The sequence below is a fragment of the Pseudomonas sp. R38(2017) genome (assembly GCF_002112395.1).
GTDB lineage: Bacteria > Pseudomonadota > Gammaproteobacteria > Pseudomonadales > Pseudomonadaceae > Aquipseudomonas.
This window is the reverse complement of record NZ_NEHN01000001.1, coordinates 487418-513711: the sequence shown is the minus strand read 5'-3', so window position 1 is coordinate 513711 and position 26294 is coordinate 487418. Positions and strand designations below refer to the sequence as shown.

Here is a 26294-nt window from a genome sequence, read left to right as displayed (position 1 = left end):
GTCAGGGTGACTGTGGCGGTCACCCTAACGACGGGGCTCTGGCGGTGCAAGTTCAGCCGTTGTTCTGTCTGGCCTTGGCGCGCATCTTTTCGGCCATCGCGGTCATTTCGTTGTACAGCAGCTGTGGGTTCTTCTGCTTGATCGCCCAGGCCATGCGGCCCTGTTCGTGGGGCAGGATCATGAACTCGCCGGCGGCGACCTGCTGGTAGATGTAGTCGGCGATATCGGCGGCGGTAATCGGCGAACTTTCCAGCAGCTTGCCGACCTGAGCTTTCATGGCCGGGGTCGGACCGCGGAACGAGTCCAGCAGATTGGTCTGGAAGAACGACGGGCAAACCACATGGACACCGACTTCCTGCTGGGCCAGTTCGATCAGCAGACTTTCGGACAATGCTACGACGCCAGCCTTGGCCACGTTGTAGTTGCTCATCGCCGGACCTTGCATCAGTGCCGCCATCGAGGCGATGTTGATGATCTTGCCCTTGCTCTGTTCCAGCAGCGGCAGGAACGCCTTGCAGCCCTTGACCACGCCCATCAGGTTGATCGCGATCTGCCAGTCCCAGTCTTCCAGCGACAGCTCGCTGAAGAATCCGCCCGAGGCCACACCGGCATTGTTGACGATGATGTCGATGCCGCCGAACTTCACTTCGCAGGCCTGGGCGAACGCGGTGAGCTGGCTGTAATCGCGCACGTCGCAGCGCTGGATGAAGCCATCGCCACCGGTCTCGCGAACCAGTTTGAGGGTTTCCTGCAGGCCCGGCTCACTGACGTCGGACAAGGCCAGTTGCCAGCCCTCACGCGCCCAGCGCAGCGCGATTTCGCGACCCAGGCCGGAGCCCGCGCCAGTGATCATCATGCGATTTTGCATAACAGACAACCTTGTTGTTCCGGGGAAGATGCGCGGAGTGTAGCGAAGGATCCGGAGCGACCCACGCTCCATCAGATTGCTGAATGGCAAGAGCAAACCGTGGCATCGAACGATATAAGACCGTGAACCAAATACGTTAAAAAAACATTGAATTTTCTTTCACGCGCGCCAGTCGGAATTTGTAAGCCGTCTGGATTTAGTTCAACTTCCAGCCGCCCTTTAACAACGAGACTCCTCAGACACTATCAACAAGGAAATCGACATGGGCACAATTCTTATCATTATCCTGATCCTGTTGCTGATCGGTGGTCTGCCGGTCTTCCCGCACTCCAGAAGTTGGGGTTACGGTCCTTCGGGCATTATCGGCGTAGTGCTGGTTGTACTGTTGGTGCTGCTGTTGCTCGGCCGCATATGACGTTTTGACCGACAAAAAAGAGGCCCTGAAAAGGGCCTCTTTTTTATTGCGCGGAATGATCAGTCCGGCTTGCCGTTAATCACACCGGCGGTGTTGTCGAGCAGGCTCTTGGTAGCCGTCTGCAGGAACGCTTCGAGCTTGAGTTTCAGCTCGGCGGTGCGCGGTGCATCCGGAATGATTTCAGCCGAAGGATTCGCGCCCAGTTGGTACTGGTAGATCTTCGGCGCCATTTCCTTCTCTTTCGGCAGCACCAGGATCTGGTCGGCCGTCACGATGGCGGTGGTCTGCTCGCTGCCCGATGGCTTGATCACACCGAAACCGGTGTCGCCTGCCGGCAGGTTGAGCAGGTCACGACCCCAGCACTGATGACGCACTTCGCCACCCAGACGCCCCATGATGGTCGGCACGATGTCGATCTGGGTACCCACGGTGTGGTCACGGGTACCGAATTTTTCCTGGATGCCCGGTGCGATCATCAGCATCGGTACGTTGAAGCGGCCCAGGTCCATTTCGGTGATTTGACGCTCGTTGCCGAAGCCGTGGTCGCCGACGATGACGAACAGGGTTTCCTTGAAGTAAGGCTCTTTACGGGCCTTCTCGAAGAACTGGCCCAGTGCCCAGTCCGCGTAACGCATGGCGGTCAAGTGCTCGTTGAGCGTGCCACGGTCGGTCACGCGCTCGACCGGCAATGGCGTCGGCAAGGCGTAAGGCGTGTGGTTGGACAGGGTTTGCAGCAGCGCGTAGAACGGCTTGCCGTTTTCCCGTGCCTTCAGTTCCACCAGACCGCGGTCGAACATGTCCTGGTCGGACACACCCCAGGTCGGATCGGAAAACACCGGGTTGACGAAGTCATTGCGGCCAACGAAGTTGGTCATGCCCTGGTTGCTGAAGAACCCGGACTGGTTGTCCCAGGCGAAGTCACCGTTGTAGACGTAGACGTCGTCATACTTGCGCGCGCTGAGCAATTGCGGCAGGCCGGACAGTTTGTGGCTGCCTTCCGGGGTCTGCATCAGGTATTCGAAACCCGGCAGGTTCGGGAAGCACGCCATGGTGGCGAACATGCCCTGGTGGGTGTGGGTACCGTTGGAGAAGAAGCGGTCGAACAGCAGGCCTTCCTTCGACAGTTTGTCGAGGTACGGCGTGATGTTGCCCGGCGCGCCCAGAGCGCCCACCGAGTGACCGGCCATGCTTTCCATCAGGATCACGACGACGTTCTTGATTGGCAGGGTCTTGTCGGCTGGCGGCGTGTAGTCACGACGCACGGCGGCGATGTCGGCATCGACCAGTTTGTCGTCCGGCATGACCAGCATGTCGCGCACGACTTTCTGCGCCTGATCCTGCGGCAGCGTGGCTTTCCAGATATTGTTGCGGTCTTCGCCCATTCGGTCCTTGGCTGCCGCGATCAGCGACAGGGTGCCATTGAGGCCGAGCTGGTTGGCGAAGTTCGATTCGGTGGTGTACACGTCCCCCCAGCGCAGCGGCGGGCCTTGACGCAGGGTGCCACGCACGGCGACCACACAGATCAGCAGGCACACCACGAACACGGCCAGACGCGCGTACCATGGCGCCACCTGACGGGTGCCGACGTTGCCGCCGCTGAACGGGCCACGCGGACGGGTCAGACGGTCGGCACCCTTGAACGCCAGCGTCAGGATCACCGTGCCCACGGCCCAGGCCAGCAGGTAGCGCACCACCGGGAAACCGTACCAGAGCATGCTCATCACGGTTTTCGGGTCTTCCTTCACGTACTGGAACACCAGGCCGTTGAGGCGCTGGTGAAACTCGCGGTAGAAGTCCATCTCCATCAGGCCGAGGAACAGCGCGATGCTGGAGGTCACGGTCAGCCACAGACGGAAGAACCCGCGAGCGGCCATCGCCCGGGCACTGAACAGCGCCAGGACCATCGGAACGCAGAGGTAGACCACCAGACGCAAATCGAAGCGCAGGCCATTGGCGAAGGCTTCGAGAAAGGTCGAAGCCGGGGTGTCGAGGATCATCTCGCGGTTGTAGACCAGCAGCGCGAGGCGCAGCACGGAAAACATCACCATCATGACCAGCGCGCACAAGAGCGTGTAGGCCAGATGCGATTTGACGGTCGGTTGCAGCAGGCGACTGGAAGATCGCTGCTGATTCAGGGCGTCCGGGTTTGCCATGTCGTTTTAGGACCCATTGGAAGTTGAAGTTGCAAAAATACAGCTGCGCCCTGCCCTCTGTTGGCCATTCCAGGCCCCGGGGCTTGCGCGGTGCGCAAATGTTGCACGATCACCGGCGGCATTGCCATTGATTACTGCCCTGCTGCCGGACTCTTTCATTAAAGGCACGGCATACCCGGACAGATTCAAATTGCGCGGGCGAATTGTCTTGAAGCGTTTGTGAAAATTTCGTTCAACGCATATCCGGAAACACAATATCGCTACAAAACAAAACGCCCCGAGTTCATCGGGGCGTTTGCAGAGCACGCGCTACTTACTTCTCGGCGCGTTCTTTCAGGGCTTTCAGGGTATTGAACGGTGCGTCGACCACAAACTTGTTGGCAATCATCGATGGCACGCTGCCGCCTGGCTCAGTGTGGACCTGATAGGTCACTTCGACCTGATCGCCCTTCGGCACGAACTTCCAGAAGCCTTTGACCTGAGCTACGCGCACAAAGCCTTTTTCTTCTGGCAGGTACTTTGGCACGCCTTCGAGGTTGCGGGTCAGGCTGCCATCGGCGCCTTCAACGGTGGTGACATGCAGGATCGAATCGCGCGGGGTTACCGGCCATGGTGTGTTGAACTGGGTGTAGGTCCAGCTCTGGTCGCCTTCGTGCTTGAGCAGTTTCTGGGTCTTGCACTCGTGAATCCAGGCACAGGCACCGGGGACGTCTTCCTGCAGTGCGCGCAGTTTGGCGACGGTAGTCTTCATCAAGGTCACGCCCTGATAAGACTTGTAGTCAGAACCCGGCACTTCGCTCAGGGAGACCTTGATGCCGTCTTCGTTCTTGGCCACTTTCCAGTCTTCAGCCTGGGCAGCCGAAGTGGCCAGCACGGCAGTCAAACCACACAACACAGCGATACGATGCAGCGAACCCATAGTCTTATTCCTTATTGTTGAAGTTCCGTACGTTTGACACATCACGCCGCCGTCATCTGCTCCCACCAGCCGAGCAGTCTGATCGCCTCTTCCTGACTGCTTCCGCAGACTTCGACATCGGCGCTGAACCCTGAACAGACCGCCGGACGTTCCGGTCGGCCGAAAATGCTGCACAGGTTTTCGACCGAGAGCTGAACGCAACGTTCGCCGGCAGGTTTGCCATCGGGCATGCCTGGAATCGGCGAGCTGATGGAGGGGGCAATGCAACAGGCGCCACAGCCTTCACGGCATTTCATGACGACGAGCTCCTCGCGACGGGCAATGTGTTAAAGGGACGCGGAACAGGGTAACCGCTAAAACGGCTGTTTTAAATTCCCTTAAGCCGGGTTTTTACGCAGAAACGAAAGTGACTGACCAGTCTCCGACAAAGCGTCTGGTCTGCGGGTCACGGATCGATTGAATTTACTGCTTGAATTCGAAATCCAGCGCCGCGCCTTCGACTTCACGGCGCTCTTCGTTACGCAGCTGCAACTGCATTTCGTTGCTGAGCAGACGACCGTTGAGTTGGAAACCGCTGTTCTTCTCGCCAAACATCTGCGGCAGGACCCCTTCGCGCTTGGCCAATGGCACAGTACCGACCGGTTTCAACTGCTGAACCATTTCTCTGGGCAGGCTCAAGTCGAGTTTGGGGGTCGGCAGTTGGGTTTTCACCACTTCACTGGCTGGCTTCGACTTGGAAGCAATAGGTGCACGTTTCTTTGCGGGTACAGCTTTCTTCTGCTGTTTGTCTTTCGCAGGAACGGCTTTCTTGCTGGCCACCGGTTTTTTCACCGTGGAGGCTGCTGTCGGTTTTTCCGAAACGGCAGCGGCCATGACAGCTGGCGCGTGACCGATCATCAACAGACAAAGCAAAACCCAGGCAGCAGGAAAAATCGCTTTCATGGAACCTACAACGCTAACGGCAGAGGGCCATATGCTCGCCTGTTGAACGCCACATGACAAGCGCGCTGCACGGTCTGTTCAGAAACCGCCAGCGGTTTCCTGACACAGTTGCGTCGCCAGCAGGCCGAGGGTCATCAGCGCCCGTTCCGCCTCGCGATTCCACGGCGTGCCGCAGTTCAGGCGGATACAGTGGTTGAACTGCTCGGTATTACTGAAGATCAGCCCGGGTGCGATGCTGATGCCCTGCTGTAACGCGCGGACATGCAATTCCTGGGTATTGACCCGCCCCGGCAGGCTCACCCACAGGATGAAACCGCCCGTAGGCCGGGTCATCTGCGTGCCTTCAGGGAAGTACTGCTGCACCGCCAGCTGGAACGCGCTGAGGTTTTTTCGGTATTCCTGGCGGATGTACCGTAAATGCCGGTCATAACCGCCATTTTCCAGATAGGCGGCAATCGCCATTTGCGTGACGCTGCAAGCCGAATGCGTGGTGAAGGTCTGCAGACGCTGGATTTCCTGCTGATACTTGCCGGCAATCATCCAGCCCACCCGCACACCCGGTGACAGGGTCTTGGAGAAACTCGAACAGTAAATGACCCGATCCAGCCGGTCGTAGGCCTTGAGCGCCTTGGTGCGACCTTGCTCGAACATCAATTCGCCGTAGATGTCGTCTTCGACGATCTGGATATCGAAGTCCGAGGCCAGACGCAGCAATTGTTTTTGCCGTTCTTCGGGCATGGTGCCGCCCAGCGGGTTGCTCAGGCGGGTCGTCAGCACCAAGGCTTTGATCGACCATTGGTTGGCCGCCAGTTGCAGGGCTTCAAGACTCATGCCGGTGGCCGGGTCGCTTGGGATTTCGATGACTTTCAGGCCGAGCAGGTCGGCCAGTTGCAGCAGTCCGTAGTAGGTCGGTGATTCGGCGGCGATCAGATCGCCCGGACGGGTCAGCACCCGCAACGACATCTGCAAGGCATCGACACAGCCGTGGGTGATCACTACTTCCGACGGATCGACCACCACACCGGCGTCGCGCATGCGGATCGCGACTTGTCGGCGCAACGGTTCGAAACCCGGGCTGAACATGTAGCTGAAGGCACGAGGGCTATGGAATCGGGTGACCTTGGCCAATTGCTGATGCAGTGCGCGCACCGGCAAATAATCAACACTGGGTACCGCTGCACCGAGCGGGAACACGCCTTCGCGGCGCGACTCGACCAACACTTGCTGAATGATGCTGGCGCGGGTGACCAGGCCAGGTCGTTCGACCCGGGCAATGTCCGGGGTTGGCGCGGTCAGGGCCGGGGTCTGGTGCACGTAATAGCCAGACTGCGGCCGTGCACGGATCAGCCCCTGATCCTCAAGGTTGGCGTAAGCCTGCAACACCGTAGCGTGGCTGACGTTGAGCTGCGAACTCATCTTGCGCACCGAGGGCACGCGCTCACCCGGTTGATACACGCCGCGGCGGATGTCTTCGGCCAGCTGTTGAGCAATACGTTGGTAGAGCAAGAGATTGGTCATGACGCAGCACTCGATATCACGGGCGTTTTATTTTTGTGTGAACAATACCGGAACAGTTCTGAAGTGTACTGGGACAGTTGCCATATTAGTCAACCATACAGTGCAGTGTCGGCTAAATCTGGACTGCTTTGTGAGGTAATCGACAGACGTAAAAAAGCCCGGCGCTGCATGACAGGCCGGGCTTTCCAGTAACGCCACCCTCAGCGGGCGGCGCCGAGCTGGCCTTTTTCGTCGGAGAACACGATTTCCACCCGACGGTTCTGCGCGCGCCCACGCTCGGATGCGTTGGCGTCCACCGGATATTCGTCGCCGTAGCCTTCGACTTGAATGCGTTTTTCGTCGATACCCAGATCCGTCAGCACATCGGCAACCGACTGTGCGCGATCGCGGGACAGCTTTAGGTTTTCCTGCTTGCCGCCAGTGCTGTCGGTATAGCCCTCGATGCGCACCACGCGCTTCGGATTGAGCTGCAGGAACTGCACGATCTTCAGGACCACGCGATTCGCCGAATTCTTCAGCTCGGCTTCGCCGGTGTCGAACAGCACGTCACCGAGGGTCATCACCAGGCCACGGTCAGTCTGGGTGGTGGCCAGTGCGACGATCTGTTCCTCCAGCCATTTGCCCTGCTGCTGCACGCTCAGCAGTTTGGACTCGCGCAGTGCCAGTTGCAGGCGTTGACGCTCAAGCTCCAGCTTCGCCGCACGCTCTTCGTTGAGCACCAGATTGGTGTGCTCGCGGGCGATCTGGCTGTAACGCTGGCTCAGGTAGGAGTAATGCGCCACGTCCGCGCCACTGCCCCAATAAGTGGAAAGACGATCGGCACGGGCCAGGGATTCACCGGCACGGATCACGTCTTTTGGCGCGATACGCAGCACATTGGAATCTTCCTTGACCTTCTGGAAGTCAGCGCTGGCTTCCTGCAAAGCGGTTTCGCTGTGTTGACCGGCGCAGCCGTAAAGGCTGGCGCAACCCACGAGGATCAGAGTGCCGAAGGCTTTTGAAGTCAGGCTCATTGGGCATCCCCCAGTTGCTTGCGCAGGCGGACGATGCGGGTGTTGAGCACGTTCAGTTGCTCCTCGCTCTTCTGGGTCAGCACCTTCGCTTCGGCCAGGCGTGCATCCAGCTCAGCCTGTTCGGCGCGCATCCGCGCGTTCTTGAAGGATTCGCCGGCCATGCTGCCCTTGGCCCGGTTGAACTTGTCTTCTGCCAGTTTCATTTCCGGCACTTCATCGGCGGTGGCGCCGACGGCCTTGGCCTGCTCCAGCGCCTGTTCAGTCAGGCGCATTTGTTCATTGGGTGCCGGATCGCTGGCGCAACCGGCCAGGACCAGAACGGCCAGGGCCGTGAAAAGAACTCGATTACTCACTAAGAATCCCTACTGTTTTGGGGCGCTGACAGGTTCTTGCGGCGGCTGTTGCTGCTGCGCCTTCCAGCGCTCGATGTTGCGTTGCAGCGCGGCTTCCGTCAGGCCGGACGCGGGCAATTCTGTCATCTTTTTGGCCAGCTGTCCGCGCAACCACGGATCGTTGCAAGCCGAGTTGTGGGAAAGCGCAAGGAACAGACCGGGCCGGTCAATCGGTTGCTCGAAGGCCAGCAGATCATTGGCCATACCCAGGGCCTGCGCGGCCGCCATCCCCGAGTAGCGGCCGGCGAGTACATATTCCACTTCACCCAGCAGAAGTTTCTGTAGGGCCAGAGTGAGGTTTGCCGTACGGGTCAGGGTCAATTGCTTCTCGGCGAAAGTACTGAATGCCTGGGTCATTCGAGACTTTTCCGACAATCCTCCTTGGTGGCCCTGGAGATCCCTGGCTTCGCTGTAGACCAGGGTCGAGCCCTTGCGGGTCCAGACCAGATAGTCGTTTTCCAACAGCGGCGGATGAATATAGTCGAGGTTTTCCAGCTCGTTAAAGGTCATGGGCGCGTCAGCCAGCATGTCCATGCGCCCGCTGCGCACTTCGTCGAGGGCCTGTGAGCGCTTGCCGGCATACAGCAGTTCGACCTTGATGCCCAGGTCCTTCGCCACTTGCTGCAACAGGTCGGCACTCGCACCAATCAGTTGCTTTGGATTCTGCGGATCCTGCCAGAGATACGGCGGTGCATCCGGGCTGCCGGTGACGACCAGTCGCTCGCATTTGCCCGCTGCCACGGACAACCCCGGCAGCAGGCTGGAACACAGCAATAACGAGAAGCCCAACCGACGATGCAGATCCATGGCGAAACGCTCCCACTCAAATCCGAGACAAAAAAAAGCCCGACCAACAGGCCGGGCTCTTTATAAGTGAAGCCGCTGGATTAGACCAGCTTCTCCAGCTCAGGTACGGCTTCGAACAAATCCGCCACCAGGCCGTAATCGGCCACCTGGAAGATCGGCGCTTCTTCGTCCTTGTTGATCGCAACGATCACTTTGGAGTCTTTCATGCCAGCCAGGTGCTGGATCGCGCCGGAGATACCGACGGCGATGTACAGCTGTGGTGCAACGATCTTGCCGGTCTGACCGACCTGCATGTCGTTCGGTACGAAACCTGCGTCGACTGCAGCGCGGGAAGCACCCACAGCGGCGCCCAGCTTGTCGGCCAGAGCGTACAGGTGTTTGAAGTTGTCGCCGTTCTGCATGCCGCGGCCGCCGGAAACGACGATCTTGGCAGCGGTCAGCTCAGGACGATCGGACTTGGCCAGCTCTTCGCTGACGAAGCTGGAAGTGCCGGCGTTGTGAGCTGCGGCAACCGATTCAATGGCAGCCGAACCACCTTCTGCTGCAACCGGGTCGAAACCGGTGGCACGCACGGTGATCACTTTGATCGCAGCAGTCGATTGCACGGTAGCGATGGCGTTACCGGCGTAGATCGGACGCTTGAAGGTGTCAGCGCTTTCTACCGAGATGATCTCGGAGATCTGGTCAACGTCCAGCTGGGCAGCAACGCGCGGCAGGATGTTTTTGCCGTTGGAAGTGGCGGCAGCAAGGATGTGGCTGTAGCCCTTGCCCAGTTCGGCAACCAGCGGAGCAACGTTTTCCGGCAGCTGATGCGCGTAGGCAGCATTGTCAGCGTTCAGGACTTTGCTCACGCCAGCGATTTTCGCAGCGGCTTCAGCCACGGCGCCAGCGCCCTGGCCTGCAACCAGAACGTGGATGTCGCCACCGATTTTGGCAGCGGCAGCAACGGTGTTCAGAGTGGCCGGGGCCAGCACTTTGTTGTCGTGTTCAGCAATAACCAAGATAGTCATTTAGATTACCTTCGCTTCGTTTTTCAGTTTCTCGACCAGTTCAGCCACCGACTTGACCTTGATGCCTGCGCTGCGTGCGGCCGGCGCTTCGACTTTCAGGGTTTTGTTGGTGGAGGCGGTGGAAACGCCCAAAGCGTCCGGAGTCAGCGTCTCGAGAGGCTTCTTCTTGGCTTTCATGATGTTTGGCAGGGACGCGTAGCGCGGCTCGTTCAAACGCAGGTCGGTGGTGACGATCGCTGGCAGTTTCAGGGAAACGGTCTGCGCGCCGCCGTCGATTTCGCGGGTCACGGCAACGCTGTCGCCGGAGACTTCGACTTTCGAAGCGAAAGTGCCCTGACCGTAGCCGCTCAGTGCAGCGAGCATCTGGCCAGTCTGATTGTTGTCGCTGTCGATGGCCTGTTTGCCCAGGATCACCAGCTGAGGCTGTTCCTTGTCGACCACGGCCTTGAGCAGTTTGGCCACGGCCAGGGAAGTCAGGTCTTCAGCGGATTCGACGAGGATGGCGCGGTCGGCACCCAGAGCCAGTGCGGTACGCAGCTGTTCCTGAGCAGTGGACGGACCGATGGAGACGACGACGATTTCAGTCGCAACGCCTTTTTCTTTCAGGCGTACGGCTTCTTCCACTGCGATTTCGCAGAACGGGTTCATCGACATCTTGACGTTGGCGAGGTCTACGCCGGAATTGTCCGCCTTGACGCGAACCTTGACGTTGTAATCCACAACGCGTTTGACAGCTACAAGAACCTTCATGGATTCCTCGTTACTCTCCGGTGAAAAGAAAGTCGCCTAGGCGAACCTGGCGGTTGATGCTCATCGGGCACAAGGGCACCTCTAAAAACGCCGGCTGAGCGGGATGACCGTTCGTCAGTCGTGACCGATGAGTCATGCCGCGCCGCGGTGTGTAAACTGCGCGCCAAACCTGCGCTGCGCATCACCGGTTACCGCCTACGCCCTGTCTTTAGAGGTCCTCTTGAAACCACCATTCAGCCTACGGCGAGCGCAAAACCGCCCGTATCTTGACCGGAACGCCCATTCTGGTCAATACGCCAAAATGCCCTGTCATAAGCCGCGCTTCTTTGATTTCTCTGGGCTGGAGCCGATTCAAACAAACGTTTGTATTGGACGCTAAGAGTGGTGTAGATATAATGCGCCGCCTAGAGAGAAAGGTGGTTTGCCCATTATTAGCCTTGACGTTAACGTAAAGGCAATAACGGATACGACACCGAACCTCCAAATTAGAAAAAAAACTGTTGAGCCTTGAGTAGGAGATAGCCTGTGGAACGCGAATACATGGAATTCGACGTGGTCATCGTCGGTGCCGGCCCCGCTGGCCTGTCCGCCGCCTGCCGTCTGAAGCAGAAGGCCGCCGAAGCCGGTAAGGAAATCAGCGTCTGCGTGGTCGAAAAAGGCTCCGAAGTCGGCGCGCACATCCTGTCCGGTGCCGTATTCGAACCACGGGCCCTGAACGAACTGTTCCCGGACTGGAAAGAACTCGGCGCCCCGCTGAACACGCCAGTCACCCGCGATGACATTTTCGTGCTGAAAAACGCCGAAAGCGCGCAGAAAATTCCTGACTTCTTTGTGCCCAAGACCATGCACAACGAAGGCAACTACATCATCTCCCTCGGTAACCTGTGCCGCTGGCTCGCTCAGCAGGCCGAGAACCTGGGCGTGGAAATCTACCCGGGCTTCGCCGCTCAGGAAGCGCTGATCGATGAAAACGGTGTGGTGCGCGGGATCATCACCGGCGACCTCGGTGTCGACCGCGAAGGCCATCCGAAAGAAGGCCTGTACACCCCGGGCATGGAACTGCGTGGCAAATACACGCTGTTCGCCGAAGGCTGCCGTGGTCACATCGGCAAGCAGCTGATCAAGCGCTACAACCTCGACAGCGATGCCGACGCCCAGCACTACGGCATCGGCCTGAAAGAAATCTGGGAAATCGACCCGGCCAAGCACCAGCCAGGCCTGGTGGTGCACACTGCCGGTTGGCCGATGGACATCATGGGCACCGAGAACACCGGCGGTTCCTTCCTCTATCACCTGGAAAACAACCAGGTTGTAGTCGGCCTGATCGTCGATCTGTCCTACAGCAACACCTACTTGTCGCCGTTCGACGAGTTCCAGCGACTCAAGCATCACCCGGTGCTCAAGCAATATCTGGAAGGCGGCAAGCGCATCAGCTACGGCGCACGTGCGATCTGCAAGGGTGGCCTGAACTCGCTGCCGAAGATGGTGTTCAAGGGCGGCGCGCTGATCGGTTGCGACCTCGGCACCCTGAACTTCGCCAAGATCAAAGGCAGTCACACCGCAATGAAGTCCGGCATGCTCGCCGCTGAATCCGTGGCCGACGCGCTGTTCGCTGAAAAGGATGGCACCGAAGAACTGACCACCTACGTCGACGCCTTCAAGAAGAGCTGGCTCTACGAAGAACTGTTCGCCAGCCGCAACTTCGGCCCGGCGATCCACAAGTTCGGTGCCATCGTCGGCGGCGGTTTCAACTGGCTGGACCAGAACATCTTCGGCGGCAAACTGCCGTTCACCCTGCACGACACCAAGCCGGACTACGCCTGCCTCAAGCTCGCGGCCGACTGCAAGAAGATCGACTACCCGAAACCCGACGGCAAAATCAGCTTCGACAAGCTGAGCTCGGTGTTCATCTCCGGTACCAACCATGAAGAAGAACAGCCGTGCCATCTGAAGCTGACCGACCCGACCATCCCGTTGAGCCGCAACCTGCCGATGTACGACGAACCCGCGCAGCGCTACTGCCCGGCCGGCGTATATGAAGTGATCACCAAGGAAGACGGCGAGAAGCGCTTCCAGATCAACGCCCAGAACTGCGTGCACTGCAAGACCTGTGACATCAAGGACCCTTCGCAGAACATCACCTGGGTGACGCCGGAAGGCGCTGGCGGCCCGACTTACCCGAACATGTAAGTCGATCCGCTGAACATCAAGGCTCCCTGTATGGGGGCCTTTTTGTTGCCTGCGATTTGTACATGATCAAGCCGCCCGCTCATCCCCCGGACTACGCTCGAAATAACGTTTGTACTCGCGACTGAACTGCGACGTGCTCTGATACCCCACCCGGTGCGCCACCTGCGCAACCCCCAATCCCTCGGCGATCAACAACGTCTGCGCCTTCAACAAACGTAAACGCTTCAAGTACTGCACCGGCGACAACAGCGTGCTGCGTTTGAAATGCTCATGAAAGGTCGACACGCTCATGTTCGCGCAACTGGCCAATGTCTCGACGTTCAACGGTTCGGTGTAGTGCGAGTGCAAATGGCTGATCGAAGCCGCAATACGTGCAAACTGCCCCTGCTGCTCCACCAATGCCCGCAACACATCGGCCTGAGGTCCGCGCAACGCGACGAATAACAATTCACGCACCCGCGCCGGCCCCAGAATCTGGCACTCCAGCGGATCGTGCAGACAACGCAGCAGGCGCTCGACGCAACCGCGCATCTCATCGTCAAGCACCACAGAGGTCATCGATTCCGGTGTCTGCGCCGGAATATGCCGCCCCGGCGCCAGCCCCATGGCCAGCACCAATTCACCGAGCAGCACCCGGTCGATCGCCACCGACACACCGAGCAACGGCGCATCCGGCAACGCATAGGTTTCGCACTCGAACGGCACCGGCAAGGCCTGGATCAGGTAATGCCCGGCGCCGTATTCCATGGTGCGAGGGCCGAGATACGCGAGCTTGCTGCCCTGAGCAATGATCATCAGGCTCGGCTCATAAATATGCGGGCCACGGGCGACGTCGCAACTGGCGCGCAGCACCTGTACGCCCGGCAGCCCGGTCTGGCTGTAACCATCGCGCAGCGCCAGCGGTTCGATCAGCGAAACCAGGGTGGCGTTGGCATCAAGGTGACGGGTCAATTGCATCGGGTGGCTCTTCAGAAAAAATCACGGAAAAAGGGATAAAAGCATCATCGCAGATCCTTTTGCCAATGCGACCGATCAACCCCGCATGCCGGAGGATTAGGCATGACACCCGGAGGAATCGCCATGGCCGGGCGACCGGACGGCGCCCAGAATGCGCCGCCTCACTTGTCACTGCTTTTGCGAGGTTTCACATGTACACCGCCATCGGCTATGCCGCTCAAACGGCCACCACGCCCCTCGCCCCGATGAAATTCGAACGCCGCAGCCCTCGGGCCGACGACGTCGCCATCGACATCCTGTACTGCGGCGTCTGCCACTCCGACATCCACCAGGCGCGCAACGAATGGGGCATCGCCGTTTACCCGTTGATGCCCGGCCATGAAATCGTCGGAAAAGTCACCGCCGTCGGTGCGAACGTCACCAAGCACAAGGTAGGCGATCTGGTCGGTGTCGGCTGCATGGTCGATTCCTGCCGCACCTGCGAAGCCTGCCAGTCGAACCTCGAGCAATACTGCCTCGAAGGCCCGACCATGACCTATGCCACCCCGGACCGGGTCGACGGCAGCAACACCATGGGCGGCTATTCGGACAGCATCGTCGTCAGCGAACACTTCGTGGTGCGCATCCCCGAGAAACTGGATCTGGCAGCCGCCGCACCGATTCTCTGCGCCGGAATCACCACTTACTCGCCGCTCAAACACTACGGCGTGAAGCCCGGCGACAAGGTCGGGATTCTCGGCATGGGTGGCCTCGGTCACATGGGTATCAAGTTCGCCAAGGCCATGGGCGCCGAAGTGACGCTGTTCACCCGCTCGGCGAGCAAGGCTGAGGAAGGTCGTCGCCAGGGTGCCGATCACGTCATCGTCTCCACCGACGAAGAGCAGATGAAAGCCGCAGCCGGTCGTTTCGACTTCCTGCTCGACACCATTCCGGTGCAGCACGATCTCAACCCGTACCTCGACACCCTGCGCTTCGACGGCGTGCACATTCTGGTGGGTCTGATCGAACCGATCGATCCACCGGTCCACGCCGCCAAACTGGTATTGGGCCGTCGCGTATTGGCCGGCTCGTTGATCGGTGGCGTCGCCGAAACCCAGGAAGTGCTGGATTTTTGCGCCGAGCACAACATCAGCTGCGACATCGAAATGCTCGACATCCGCCAGATCAACGAAGCCTACGCGCGGATGATCGCCGGCGACGTGAAGTATCGTTTCGTCATCGACATGGCGACTCTGAAGCTCTGATTCAGACCTTCAAGCCAAGCTCTGCCGAAAGCCGGGCCGTGACCCCTTTGATCAGGGGAATCAGCTCGGCCATTTTTTCCAGCGGCATGTACGGCACGGTGCTGGCGATGCTGATCGCCGCGACGATGCGCTTGCTCGCGTCGCGAATCGGCGCCGCCACGCAACGGATCGACGGTTCGTTGTCTTCCAGATCGAACGCGTAGCCGCCGGCCACGTACTCGGTCATCCGCTGCTCCAACTGTTCCCACGACTGCTGGGGATGCTGCGGCCAGAACTGACTTTTCCCACCCGCCGGAAGGCTGATGTCGTACAGACGCTGCCAGTCCTTCGGCGCGTCATCCAGCATCAGCGCCTTGCCGATCCCGGTGCGCACCAGCGGCATGCGATGGCCGACCCGCGAGCGCATTTCCGGGCCGTTGCGCCCCGGATTCTTCAACAGGTACAAGACTTCGTCGCCTTCACGGATGCCCAGGTGAACGGTGTCGCCGGTCAGTGCCGACAGCTCGTCCAGATACGGCCCGGCCAGAGTCACCAACGGCAACTCTTCGCGCGCCTGAAAACCCAGTTCGATCAGCTTCGGCCCCAGCAGATAACCGACTTGCGGTACGACGCGCAGGTAACGCTCCTCCACCAGACAACTGGCCAGACGATGCGTAGTGCTGCGGGTGGTGCCGATCAGGCGGGCAATCTCTTTGAGATCGCGGGCGCCACTGGCGACGGCTTGTACCACACCCAGCCCTCGAAGCAGGGTCTGGGTGCCGGTCGGCGCGGCGTCCTTGGCGGTTTTTGGGGCGTCTTCCTGCATATCCAGCCTTTAGCGTTGAGCGAGGGAACGGACGGCATTATGGTCGCCCGACAGGGACGACTACAACTCGATGCGCTCGACCTTGCCCACCAGCAGCACGTAGGACAAAGCACCGATCAATGCCAGAACTGCGATGTAGGTGATCGCCGGAGCGAACGAATCGCCGCTGGCCAGGAAGCCGATGACAATCGGCGTGGCAATCGCCGACAGGTTGCCGATGAAGTTGAACACCCCACCGGTCAAACCCAGCAAGCGCGCCGGCGCCAGGGTCGAGACCAGCGACCAGGTGATCGACGCCAGCCCGTTGCCGAAAAACGCCAGCGCCAGGAAGGCAATCACCAGCGGCGTCGATTCAACGAAATTGGCGCCGATGATCGAGGTGGAAATCAGCAACCCGCCAATGATCGGCAACTTGCGCGCAAACCCGACGGTGCAGCCACGGCGGATCAGGAAGTCGGAAAAGAATCCGGAACACAGCACGCCGATGAACGCGGCAAGAAATGGCAGCGACGCCAGCAGGCCGGACTTGATGAAGTCCATGCCGCGATACTTCACCAGATAGGTCGGGAACCACGTCAGGAAAAACCACAGCGTCGAGTTCAGGCAGAACTGGCCGAGGTAGATCCCCCACAACTTGCGTTTGCTGAGGACGATGCCGAGATCGGTCCAGCTGAATTTTGCCTTCACTTTTGCGGTTTCGGCTGCAATGTCCACCAACCCGCCGCCCTCGCGGATCAAGTCGATTTCGCCTTCGTTGGCGCCTTTGAAATCCCGTGGCTCGCGATACACCGCGTACCAGATCGCCGCCCACACGATGCCCACTGCGCCGGTCACGACAAACACCATGTGCCAGCCAAACTCGTGTTGCAGCCACGCCAGCACCGGCGTCAGGAACGCCAGCCCGACAAACTGTCCGGACGTGTAGAAACCGATGGCCGTGGCCCGCTCGCGCTCGGGGAACCAGGTTGTCACTACGCGGCTGTTGATTGGATACGCCGGCGCTTCCAGCGCACCGACCGCCATGCGCAGCACGAACAGCGCGATGAAACTGGCGGCGAAACCGAGCATCACGGTGGCCAGCGACCACAGCAGCAATGCGACGCTATATAGGATGCGCGGCGGCACCCGATCTACCAGCCAGCCGCCAGGGATCTGCATCGCGGCGTAGGTCCAGCCGAACGCGGAAAAGATCAGCCCGACGCGCACCGGATCGATGCCCAGCTCGGAGGTGAGAGCCGGTGCAGCAATCGACAGGTTGCTGCGGTCGAGGTAGTTGATGACCACGGTGATGAACAGTAGCACCATGATGAAAAACCGCTTGCGGCTGGGCGTGACTAACGTCGCTTGCCCGGTAAGGGTTTGCGGTTGCATGGGGAGAACCTCTTCTTATGTTTATTGAGGTTGGCCTGAGGCCTTGAGTCGCTCCCGCGTTCGGCACGGGAACGATCAGATGTGCTGAGTCAGCCACTCACCACTCGGCAAAACTGCCATCGGCATGCCGCCAGATCGGGTTGCGCCAGCGGTGGCCGACAGCCGCACGTTCGATCACGTACTCCTCGTTGATCTCGATCCCCAGGCCCGGTCCGTTCGGAATCGTCACGAAGCCTTTGTCGTAGTCGAACACCCGTGGATCCTTCACATAGTCGAGCAGGTCATTGCTCTCGTTGTAATGGATGCCCAGGCTCTGTTCCTGGATAAACGCGTTGTAACAAGCAGCGTCCAATTGCAGACACGCCGCCAGCGCAATGGGCCCCAGTGGGCAATGCAGCGCCAACGCCACGTCGTAGGCTTCAGCCATGTTGGCGATCTTGCGGGTCTCGGTGATGCCGCCCGCGTGGGACGCATCCGGCTGGATGATGTCGACGTAACCTTCGCTCAACACCCGTTTAAAGTCCCACCGCGAAAACAGCCGCTCGCCGAGGGCAATCGGGGTGCTGGTCAGCGGCGCCAGTTCCTTCAGCGCTTCGTAGTTTTCGCTGAGCACCGGCTCTTCGATGAACATCAATTTGTACGGGTCGAGTTCCTTCATCAGCACCTTGGCCATGGGCTTGTGCACCCGGCCATGGAAGTCGACGCCGATGCCGACGTTCGGACCCACCGCATCACGCACCGCGGCGACGTTGGCCAGCGCCAGGTCGACTTTCTCGAAGGTATCGAGAAATTGCAGCTCTTCGGTGCCATTCATTTTCACGGCGGTAAAACCACGGCCCACCGCCTCTTTCGCGGCTCGCGCGGTGTCCGCCGGCCGGTCGCCGCCGATCCACGAATACACGCGGATCTTGTCCCGCACCTGACCACCGAGCAGATCACTGACCGACACGCCGAGCGCCTTGCCCTTGATGTCCCACAACGCCTGGTCGATGCCGGCCAGCGCACTCATGTGGATCGCGCCGCCCCGGTAGAAGCCACCGCGATACAACACGGTCCAGATGTCCTCGATATTGCGTGGGTCTTTGCCGATCAGGTAGTCGGACAATTCCTCGACTGCAGCAGCGACGGTGTGGGCGCGACCCTCGACCACGGGCTCGCCCCAACCGGTCACACCCTCGTCGGTCTCGACTTTCAGGAAGCACCAGCGCGGCGGGACGATGAAGGTGGTGAGTTTGGTGATTTTCATCTGCTTGTCTCTCTTGTTAGATGCAGCGCACGCAGCGCCAGAAAAGTCTTAGCGAAGGGCTTTCCAGGCCGCCACGTAGGCCTTGGCATTGGCCGCCACTTGCTCAGTCGTCATGCCCGGTTTGAACAGCCCGGAGCCGAGGCCGAAGCCTTTGACGCCAGCGTCGATGAACGCCTGCATGTTGTCCGGCGTGATGCCGCCGACCGGCGCCAGAATCGTCCCGACCGGCAACACCGCCAGCCAGGCTTTCACCACCGCCGGGCCCATCTGCTCGGCCGGGAACAGCTTGAGAATGTCCGCGCCCTCCTCCAGTGCAGCAAAGGCTTCAGTCGGTGTGGCAACACCCGGCGACAGGTACAGTCCCGCCGCTTTTGCAGCCCGCAACACCTTGGCATCGCTGTGGGGCATGACAATGACCTGGCCGCCAGCCTCCTTCACTGATTCGACCTGTTCCGGGGTCAGCACCGTGCCGGCACCGATCAGGCAATCGGCGGGCAGGGTTTTGCGCAGGGTGCGAATGCTTTCGTACGGTGCGGGGGAATTGAGCGGTACTTCAATGACGCGAAATCCGGCGGCATACAGGACTTCTCCGACAGCGGCGGCTTCCTGCGGATGCAGGCCACGCAGAATCGCGATCAGACCGTTTTGCGCCAGTGCTTGCTTGAGCATGTCAGGCCTCCAGTCAGGGTTAACGGGATGAGGAATCGATCAGTCCGGCGGCGAGCGCCAGTTGCCACAGACCACGCTCGGTGGCTTGCTCGGCCAGGGTCACCCGGGCGAAACCGCAGGCGTCGAGCGCACGGCTGTAGCGGACGCACAACTGCGCGTTGCCGATGAGGATGATCGAAGGAAGCTGCGCGCTATTGCGACGACGCCGTTGCACGGAGGCCAACGCTGTCAGCTCGTGGCCGATCAGCAGGCCGGACAGATAGTCGGGTTGCGCGGTGGCAGTGAGTTCGCCGGTCAGACCCAGGCTGCGGGCGCTGAACAGGGTCGACAGCACGCCGATCTCGCCTTCTGCCGACAACGCCACCTGCACGCCGCGATCGAATGCCTCAGCGTCGAACGTCGCGCTGTGCTGCTGGGTACGGCCGAGAATGCTGTGTTCGCTGAGCACCGCGAACACTTCGCCGGTCATGAATGTGTCGAAACGGGTGATACAGCCGTCGGCCACTTCCACCCATTTCGAATGACTGCCCGGCAGGCCGATCAGCAAATCATTGCCCGCCTCGACCGGCAGATTCTGCAGGACGCCGAGGACCTGGGTTTCCTCGCCGCGCATCACGTTCGGCAGTGCCGAACGCTGAATCACACCCGGCACGATATGCACATCGACACCGCGAAGGCTGCGAACGGTTTGCAGGGATTTTCCGAGATCGGCGACGTTGGCCGGCGTATCGCGGTAGGACGCTTCGCGCCAGCCCTGAGCGCTGCCGACCATGCCGCAGGCAATCACCGGCAAGCCGGGCTGCGCATCGAGCCAGTCGCCGCACGCCTCGTCGAACGCCAGTTCAAAACCCTCGGCGCATTCACGACCGTTAATGACCCGCGGCGTCTTCGGCAACTGCATGATCCCGAACGACAGCGACCGCTGCGCCAGCACCTGCCCGCCCGCCCCAAGTTTGTAAGCACGTAGTGAGGTCGTCCCCCAATCGAGCGCGATCAATTGCGCCAGCATCGCTTCACCTGTTTTGTTATTGGCAGTGAGTGAGCTGGACTATAAACCCGGGCACAACAAAATCTCAATATATAAATATCATTCCCACATAATGGGATGATGGCAAAAAAAATACCGCAGGCAGTAACAGCGTCTTCAGAGAAATTCAACTTCCCTGCAGGAACCGTCTCGGGCTGCGGTATTCCTGGCGCGGCTCAGTTGCCCTCGGCAAACTCGCGCAATACCTTGCCATCCATGCGGTAACGCACCCACTCCTCCTGCGGCTGGGCGCCGAGGGATTTGTAGAATTCGATGGCCGGGGTGTTCCAGTCCAGTACGCTCCATTCGAAGCGGCCGCAGTCGTTGGCGCAGGCGATTTTCGCGAGGTGGCGCAGCAGGGTTTTGCCGGCGCCGCCGCCTCGTTGCTCAGGAGTGATGTAGAGGTCTTCGAGGTACAGGCAGTTGCTGCCCAGCCAGGTCGAATAACTGAAGAAGAACACCGCGAAACCGATCGGCAGACCGTCACGCAGGCAGATCAGGCCATGGGCGGTGGCGCCTTCGCTGAACAGGCTGCGTTCGATGTCGGCGACGCTGGCGATGACTTCGTGACGGGCCTTTTCGAAGTCTGCAAGTTCAGTGATGAACGCGAGGATTTGCGGAGCATCGCTGGGGGTCGCCGGGCGGATTTCGATCGTCATGGACGGGCCTTGTCGGAAAAAGGAAAACGCCATACTAAGGCGCCGCGCCGCGCTCGTCACATGGCAATCCACGGATTAGGCTAGTGCGGCCGGTCACTCTGAAGGATATTCATGAACGCATTCGAACCATTGGCCCCACTCGCCGCCGAACTGCTGCCCCACGCACTGGAACCGTCGGAGGACGGCGCTCACGATCTGTCGCACCTGCAACGGGTCTGGCACAACGCGCGCACCTTGCAGGCCGAGGAAGGTGGCGACCTTGAGGTGCTGCTCGCGGCGGTGTTGCTGCACGATTGCGTGGCGGTAGAAAAGAACTCGCCGCTACGTTCACAGGCATCACGCCTGGCAGCGGAAAAAGCGTCAACGGTGCTGGCAAACCTGAACTGGCCAGAAGAGAAAATCAGCGCCGTCATCCACGCCATCGAAGCCCACAGTTTTTCCGCCAACATCACCCCGCTCACCCTCGAAGCCCGACTGATGCAGGACGCCGACCGTCTCGATTCCCTGGGCATGCTCGGCGTCGCCCGCACCTTCTACACCGCAGGGCGCATGGGCAGCGCGCTATACGACCCGCACGATCCCGAGGCCCGGGAAAGGGACTACGACGACAAGCGATTCTGCCTCGATCATTTCCGGACCAAACTGCTGCACCTTGCCGACGGTTTCCAGACCGCTGCCGGACAACGTCTGGCACAGGTCCGTCATCAACGCCTGAAGGGTTTCATGGAGCAATTCAAGGAAGAGATCGGCATCGCCTGAAGGCATTACTCCGGTCAATCACGATCCTGAGATCGCCAAGCTCAGACCTAAACCACAGGACTGGCGTGTTAGATAGATGACGCTCGATTTTTCCGGTCAAGGAACCGCGTCATGCCTCAAGCAACACCTCAGGTCCCGGGCAAACTGTTCGGCCTGTTCTGCCTCGCCAGTTATCTGTTGTCGCTGTCTTATGGCGCGACGTTTCTGCTCTCGCTGCTGATCGGTTCTCGCGGTGGCAACGAGCACGACGCCGGCAGCGTGATCAGTGCGGCGATGCTCAGCACCTTCGTTGCGGTGCTGGTGTCCGGGCACCTGTCCGACTGGCTGGGTGCGGCGCGTTCGATTGCGCTGTTCGGGCTGTTGCTGGTGGCGGCGAGCCTCGGGTTTGCGATGACGCCGGGCTTCGGCCATCTGCTGCTGTTTTTCGGTTTGCTGCTTGGATTGGGCTGGGGCGTTTTCTATACGCTGGGGCCGATCATCGTCGCCAGTCTGGTGAGCCCGGCACAGCGGGCGAAATACTTTGCGCTGCTGTCCGGCAGCATGATGACCGGGATCGGCAGCGGCCCGCTGCTCGGGCGATCCGCCACTGCGCTGGGTTTGCCGGTGACGTCGGCGTTCTATCTGGCGGCTACGGCGAGCCTGGTCGGAGTGCTGCTGTTCTGGCGTCTCGGTGCTCGTTTGAACAGTACACAAGCCGCGTCAGCGGCAAAAATCAGCTGGCAGGCGACTGCTCGGGTGCTCAGTTCACGAGCCGTGTTTCCGATCATCATGGTCGGCCTCGGCGGTTGCGTGTTCGGGGGGCTGTCGAGTTTCCAGACCAGCTATGCCGCCGCCCGTTCGCTGGACTATTCGCTGTTCTTCCTGGGTTTCATGAGCGCCGCGATCAGCAGTCGAATGTTGATCGCAGGCTACGTAGTCAAACGTGATCCGCTGCGGGCATCGTGTCTGCTTTCGGGGTTGATGCTGAGTTCGATCATGTTGTTCGCGTTCGGCGTGCAAAGTGGCTTCAGCTATCTGCTGGCAGCGGTGATGCTCGGTGTCGGTTATGGCCTCACCTACTCGGTGATCAACGGACTGGCGGCAAACGAAGCACCCGCCGGCACCACGTCCCAGGCATTGTTGCTGTTCAGTCTTTCTTATTTCATCGGTGTATTCGGCTTTCCGCTACTGGCAGGAAAAATCATTGTCGAACACGACATGACGACGCTGTTGCTGACAGTGCTGGCGGTGGCGGCGTTGAACTGGTCGATCACTGTCGGCCGTCTGCTCTGGCGACGACTCACGGTGGAAAGCGCTCTGACGAACTGAACCGTTCGTCACTCTATCGGCACCTATGCCGCGCGCGAGCAGACCAAGATCAGGTAAGGATCCCAATCACTGGAGACACACCATGATCTCGTCAAGGTTGACTGCTTTCGTGTTTGCCACCCTGCTCTGCCCCATGGCGTTCGCCGCGACCGCCACGGGCACCGGCCCCACCGATCCGGTCACGCCACCGCGCGCCCCTGCGATCAACAGCGCTCCGGGCATGAATACCGATGGCTCCGGCGTTCCGCTGATCAATCAACCGCCGGCCACAGGAACCGATCCGCGCACCCAAGGCAATGACCCGGGTCGCCAGGGTGGTATGAACACGCCGGATTCTCCCACTACCCCAGACAACTCCGGCTCCGGTATCGGTTCGAAAACCACGACCGGTGGTTCGGGCTCCGAGGGCACCGGTCAGTAATTCGACAGGAGAAGCACCATGCCTCGTGGAAGCAAAACCAAGTACACCGCCGAGCAAAAGCGCAAGGCCGAGCACATTGAAGACAGTTACGAAAAGAAAGGTGTGTCGAAGGATGAAGCCGAAGCGCGCGCCTGGGCAACGGTGAATAAACAGTCCGGCGGCGGAGAAAAGGCCGGTGGTTCCGGACGCCGGAAACCGGCCAGCGCCAAGTCCGAAGATCGCAAGGAGTCGGCACGTCGCGCGGTGGTGAGTCGTGAAGGTCAATCGCGCAACAGCAAGGCGTCGCGCGAAGTGCAGACGGTCGAGAGCCTGCGCAAGGAAGCCCGGGACCGGAAGATTCCCGGGCGCTCCTCGATGCGTAAGGACGAACTGATAGCGGCGCTGCGCAAGGCGAGTTGAATCAGGCCGGGAGGTGAGTCGTCAGGCCTGTTCGTGAAAGCAATAGATCAGTGATCGCAAGTCTCGCGGATCAGTGCATCGACTTCATCACCTCCCGGCGCAGTCGCCGGCCCCCAGCGAGTGACGGCCAACGCGGCTGCAGCGTTGGCGCGCCTCGCGGCTTCATCAGCCGCCCGACCTTGCGCCAGCCCGGCGACAAACACACCGGCATGGGCATCGCCGGCACCGTTGCTGTCCACAGCCTGCACCTTGAAACCCGACACATGCCGACGCTCGCCGTGCTGATGAATCCAGCAACCCTGCGGGCCGTCGCGCACCACCTTCAGCGCTTCCTGCGGCAGGTGCACAGCCAAGCGATCCAGTGCCGTTTCGATGTCCACTGCGCCGGTAAAACGCAGCGCTTCAACGCTGTTGCTGGTCCACACATCAATGCGCGGCAACAAGGCCTGCATCATCGGTGAGTCCGGTGATTCCACCAGCGGGCCCGGATCGAACACCACATTGATCGTCTTCGGCAGCGCCAGCGTCCAGTCCAGCAACGCCTGCGCCTTGCCACTGTGCAGCAGGCTGTAGCCGCTGACGTAGACATAGTCCCCCGCCTCGGCGGCAACGCTATTCAACTCCGCCGCCGTCACTTCACCTTCAGCGCCGATGTAGGAAATGAAACTGCGCTCGGCCGACGCGTCGGTCAGCGCAACGCAAATGCCAGTGTCGCGTTTTGCAGGTTGTTCGATGCCGATGCGAATGCCTTCGGCGTTCATCGCCTGCCGCGCCAGATCGCCGAAACGGCCGTTGCCGTGGCGACCGAGGTAGACCACCGGCAAGCCGTTGCGCGCAGCGGCGGCCATCACATTGAAACCGCCGCCGGCTTCGAAACTGGCGGACTGCGCCAGCACGTCACCGCCGATTTGGGGTAGCGCATCCACGGCCATGACCAGGTCGATAATGACCTGGCCGGTGTGCAACATCTTAGGCATGAGCATTCTCGGTTTGCGCGGCGCGGCGGTCTTTCGCCCCGCCGAGTACGAAGTAAATGCCGCCGGCCACCACAAAGGTCACGATCCAGCCGAGGCCGTTATGACCCAGCCACGAGTCGGACAGGAAGCCCTTGAACCAGACGTTCTCGGCGGTGGTGCCGATGGTGGTGAAACTGAAGCCCAGCACGATGGCAATCGCCCACGCGCCGAACGCGCGCCACTCGATGCCGCCGCTGTACCAGTAGGCGCTGCTCGGGCTGACGTCCAGCAGGTCTTTCGGGCTGTAGTAGTGACGGTGAATCAGGTCGACCACGAAGATCCCGACCCAAGCGGTGATCGGCACCGCCAGCAGGGAAATGAAAGTGATGAACGGGCCGTAGAAACTGTCGGCGATCAGCATGAAGTAGATCGAACCGGCGAAGATCGCGACGATGTCGACCACCACCGCGTACACGCGTTTGACCTTCAGGCCGAGGGTCAGCGTGGTCAGGCCGGCGGAGTACACCGACAGGTTGTTCGACAGCAACAGGCCACCGAACGCGGTGATCAGGTACGGCACGGCCATCCAGGTCGGCAGCATGTCGCGGATAGCCACGATCGGGTCAGTCGCCGAGGCAAGATCGTTGTTGCCCACCGACAGCAGGCCGCCGAGGGTGATCAACAGCACCAGCGGAATCCCCGCACCAAACGCTGCCGACGCGACCAGGCGCACGGCTTTGACGCTGCGATGCTGATAGCGCGACATGTCGGCGCCGGCGTTGGCCCAGCCGATCCCGGTGCCGGCCGCCATGGTGCCGATACCGATGATCATCGCGCTCATCGGCGCCGGCGTGGCGTTGAACACCGCGCTCCAGTCGATGGTCGCGCAGAGGAAGCCGCCGACCAGAATGTTCAGCGCGCCGAACACGTAGGTCGCCCACTTCTGGATCACCAACAAGGTGGCGTGGCCGAGGCCGGACACCGACAGAGTAAGCAGCACGAAAATCGCGATGAAAATCAGGGTCAGCACCGGCGCGCTTTTAGCTTCCACCGGCGAGCCGAACAGGATCGAGCACAACGACAACAGCACGAACGCGGCGGTGGTGGTATTGACGGTTTCCCAGCCCAGGCGCGACATCAGCGACACCAGCGTCGGGCCGATATTGCCGCGCACACCGAAGATCGCCCGAGACAAAGTCAGGCTCGGCGCACGACCGCGACGGCCGGCAATCGAGATGATCCCCACCACCGCAAAAGAACCGGCGGCGCCGAGGATTGCGACGATGATCGCCTGCCAGATCGCCAAGCCGCGAAACGCTACCAGCGTGGCGCCCAGCGGCAGGCCGAGGATGGAAATATTGGCAGCAAACCAGACCCAGAACAGTTGCAGCGGATGGCCGTTGCACTCGCCTTCCGGCACCGGTTCGATGCCGCGGGTTTCCAGTTGCCCGGCGCTTTGCCCGGCGTTCAATGAACTCATGAAAAATGCTCCTGTT

27 protein-coding genes are annotated in these 26294 nt (G+C 60.4%); 7 read left to right on the top strand and 20 right to left on the bottom strand.

From position 1 onward, the window contains the following. Positions 1 to 52: 52 nt before the first annotated feature. Positions 53 to 868 carry an SDR family oxidoreductase gene (locus CAF87_RS02510; RefSeq protein WP_085730497.1) on the bottom strand — a complete coding sequence of 272 codons (816 nt, stop codon included), beginning with the start codon at positions 866 to 868 and terminating at the stop codon, positions 53 to 55. Positions 869 to 1124: 256 nt separating this feature from the next. Here CAF87_RS02510 and CAF87_RS02505 point away from each other — a divergent pair, with 256 nt between their 5' ends. Beyond that, a complete protein-coding gene (locus CAF87_RS02505; protein WP_169432680.1) occupies positions 1125 to 1283 on the top strand; it encodes a DUF3309 family protein in 159 nt (52 codons plus the stop codon). A 59-nt stretch (positions 1284 to 1342) separates the two neighbouring features. Here CAF87_RS02505 and CAF87_RS02500 read toward each other — a convergent pair whose 3' ends face one another. From CAF87_RS02500 to CAF87_RS02455, 10 genes are all read right to left on the bottom strand, one after another. Next, complete coding sequence (locus CAF87_RS02500; protein ID WP_085710897.1) at positions 1343 to 3436, bottom strand: LTA synthase family protein; 2094 nt, start codon at positions 3434 to 3436, stop codon at positions 1343 to 1345. A gap of 313 nt (positions 3437 to 3749) precedes the next feature. Further along, the gene (locus CAF87_RS02495; protein WP_085730496.1) at positions 3750 to 4355 is read right to left on the bottom strand and encodes an START domain-containing protein; all 606 of its coding nucleotides are present in this window, start codon (positions 4353 to 4355) and stop codon (positions 3750 to 3752) included. Between the two features lie 41 nt (positions 4356 to 4396). Next, positions 4397 to 4651, bottom strand: coding sequence for a YkgJ family cysteine cluster protein (locus CAF87_RS02490; protein WP_085710899.1), 255 nt, complete (start codon positions 4649 to 4651; stop codon positions 4397 to 4399). A 166-nt stretch (positions 4652 to 4817) separates the two neighbouring features. Then, positions 4818 to 5297, bottom strand: a complete 480-nt coding sequence (locus CAF87_RS02485; protein WP_085730495.1) for a translation initiation factor 2 — start codon at positions 5295 to 5297, stop codon at positions 4818 to 4820. A gap of 78 nt (positions 5298 to 5375) precedes the next feature. Then, complete coding sequence (locus tag CAF87_RS02480; protein ID WP_003226969.1) at positions 5376 to 6815, bottom strand: PLP-dependent aminotransferase family protein; 1440 nt, start codon at positions 6813 to 6815, stop codon at positions 5376 to 5378. Positions 6816 to 7015: 200 nt separating this feature from the next. After that, positions 7016 to 7828, bottom strand: coding sequence for an OmpA family protein (locus tag CAF87_RS02475; protein ID WP_085730494.1), 813 nt, complete (start codon positions 7826 to 7828; stop codon positions 7016 to 7018). After that, on the bottom strand, positions 7825 to 8181 hold the full coding sequence (locus tag CAF87_RS02470) for a DUF4398 domain-containing protein (RefSeq protein WP_085730493.1): 357 nt from the start codon (positions 8179 to 8181) through the stop codon (positions 7825 to 7827). The genes CAF87_RS02475 and CAF87_RS02470 overlap by 4 nt, the downstream gene beginning before the upstream one ends. 9 nt (positions 8182 to 8190) lie before the next feature. Continuing rightward, positions 8191 to 9027 carry an ABC transporter substrate-binding protein gene (locus CAF87_RS02465; protein WP_085730492.1) on the bottom strand — a complete coding sequence of 279 codons (837 nt, stop codon included), beginning with the start codon at positions 9025 to 9027 and terminating at the stop codon, positions 8191 to 8193. A gap of 80 nt (positions 9028 to 9107) precedes the next feature. Beyond that, positions 9108 to 10037, bottom strand: coding sequence for an electron transfer flavoprotein subunit alpha/FixB family protein (locus CAF87_RS02460; protein ID WP_085730491.1), 930 nt, complete (start codon positions 10035 to 10037; stop codon positions 9108 to 9110). Next, on the bottom strand, positions 10038 to 10787 hold the full coding sequence (locus CAF87_RS02455) for an electron transfer flavoprotein subunit beta/FixA family protein (RefSeq protein WP_007950859.1): 750 nt from the start codon (positions 10785 to 10787) through the stop codon (positions 10038 to 10040). 525 nt (positions 10788 to 11312) lie between these two features. On the opposite strand from CAF87_RS02455, the gene CAF87_RS02450 reads away from it, so the two are divergent. Beyond that, on the top strand, positions 11313 to 12977 hold the full coding sequence (locus CAF87_RS02450) for an electron transfer flavoprotein-ubiquinone oxidoreductase (protein ID WP_085696964.1): 1665 nt from the start codon (positions 11313 to 11315) through the stop codon (positions 12975 to 12977). Between the two features lie 66 nt (positions 12978 to 13043). Here CAF87_RS02450 and CAF87_RS02445 read toward each other — a convergent pair whose 3' ends face one another. Further along, positions 13044 to 13934 carry an AraC family transcriptional regulator gene (locus tag CAF87_RS02445; protein ID WP_085730490.1) on the bottom strand — a complete coding sequence of 297 codons (891 nt, stop codon included), beginning with the start codon at positions 13932 to 13934 and terminating at the stop codon, positions 13044 to 13046. Positions 13935 to 14125: 191 nt separating this feature from the next. On the opposite strand from CAF87_RS02445, the gene CAF87_RS02440 reads away from it, so the two are divergent. Beyond that, the gene (locus CAF87_RS02440; protein ID WP_085696966.1) at positions 14126 to 15178 is read left to right on the top strand and encodes an NAD(P)-dependent alcohol dehydrogenase; all 1053 of its coding nucleotides are present in this window, start codon (positions 14126 to 14128) and stop codon (positions 15176 to 15178) included. Position 15179: 1 nt separating this feature from the next. Here CAF87_RS02440 and CAF87_RS02435 read toward each other — a convergent pair whose 3' ends face one another. From CAF87_RS02435 to CAF87_RS02410, 6 genes are all read right to left on the bottom strand, one after another. After that, a complete protein-coding gene (locus tag CAF87_RS02435; protein ID WP_085730489.1) occupies positions 15180 to 15983 on the bottom strand; it encodes an IclR family transcriptional regulator in 804 nt (267 codons plus the stop codon). A gap of 60 nt (positions 15984 to 16043) precedes the next feature. After that, a complete protein-coding gene (locus CAF87_RS02430) occupies positions 16044 to 17354 on the bottom strand; it encodes an MFS transporter (RefSeq protein WP_085730488.1) in 1311 nt (436 codons plus the stop codon). Positions 17355 to 17451: 97 nt separating this feature from the next. After that, a complete protein-coding gene (gene dgoD / locus CAF87_RS02425) occupies positions 17452 to 18600 on the bottom strand; it encodes a galactonate dehydratase (protein ID WP_085730487.1) in 1149 nt (382 codons plus the stop codon). Between the two features lie 48 nt (positions 18601 to 18648). Continuing rightward, complete coding sequence (locus CAF87_RS02420) at positions 18649 to 19269, bottom strand: 2-dehydro-3-deoxy-6-phosphogalactonate aldolase (protein WP_085730486.1); 621 nt, start codon at positions 19267 to 19269, stop codon at positions 18649 to 18651. 19 nt (positions 19270 to 19288) lie between these two features. Next, complete coding sequence (locus tag CAF87_RS02415) at positions 19289 to 20278, bottom strand: 2-dehydro-3-deoxygalactonokinase (RefSeq protein WP_085730485.1); 990 nt, start codon at positions 20276 to 20278, stop codon at positions 19289 to 19291. A 194-nt stretch (positions 20279 to 20472) separates the two neighbouring features. Further along, a complete protein-coding gene (locus tag CAF87_RS02410; RefSeq protein WP_039770630.1) occupies positions 20473 to 20955 on the bottom strand; it encodes a GNAT family N-acetyltransferase in 483 nt (160 codons plus the stop codon). 111 nt (positions 20956 to 21066) lie between these two features. Here CAF87_RS02410 and CAF87_RS02405 point away from each other — a divergent pair, with 111 nt between their 5' ends. From CAF87_RS02405 to CAF87_RS02390, 4 genes are all read left to right on the top strand, one after another. Continuing rightward, positions 21067 to 21714, top strand: a complete 648-nt coding sequence (locus tag CAF87_RS02405; protein WP_139831695.1) for an HD domain-containing protein — start codon at positions 21067 to 21069, stop codon at positions 21712 to 21714. A 111-nt stretch (positions 21715 to 21825) separates the two neighbouring features. Beyond that, on the top strand, positions 21826 to 23022 hold the full coding sequence (locus CAF87_RS02400; RefSeq protein ID WP_085730483.1) for an MFS transporter: 1197 nt from the start codon (positions 21826 to 21828) through the stop codon (positions 23020 to 23022). An 82-nt stretch (positions 23023 to 23104) separates the two neighbouring features. After that, on the top strand, positions 23105 to 23443 hold the full coding sequence (locus CAF87_RS02395) for a hypothetical protein (RefSeq protein ID WP_085730482.1): 339 nt from the start codon (positions 23105 to 23107) through the stop codon (positions 23441 to 23443). Positions 23444 to 23461: 18 nt separating this feature from the next. Continuing rightward, a complete protein-coding gene (locus tag CAF87_RS02390) occupies positions 23462 to 23842 on the top strand; it encodes a Rho termination factor N-terminal domain-containing protein (RefSeq protein WP_085730481.1) in 381 nt (126 codons plus the stop codon). 47 nt (positions 23843 to 23889) lie between these two features. Here CAF87_RS02390 and CAF87_RS02385 read toward each other — a convergent pair whose 3' ends face one another. Both CAF87_RS02385 and CAF87_RS02380 read right to left on the bottom strand, forming a co-directional pair. After that, a complete protein-coding gene (locus CAF87_RS02385) occupies positions 23890 to 24819 on the bottom strand; it encodes a PfkB family carbohydrate kinase (protein WP_085730480.1) in 930 nt (309 codons plus the stop codon). Next, the gene (locus CAF87_RS02380) at positions 24812 to 26278 is read right to left on the bottom strand and encodes a cytosine permease (protein WP_085730479.1); all 1467 of its coding nucleotides are present in this window, start codon (positions 26276 to 26278) and stop codon (positions 24812 to 24814) included. Before CAF87_RS02380 ends, CAF87_RS02385 begins: the two co-directional genes overlap by 8 nt. Positions 26279 to 26294: the final 16 nt, after the last annotated feature.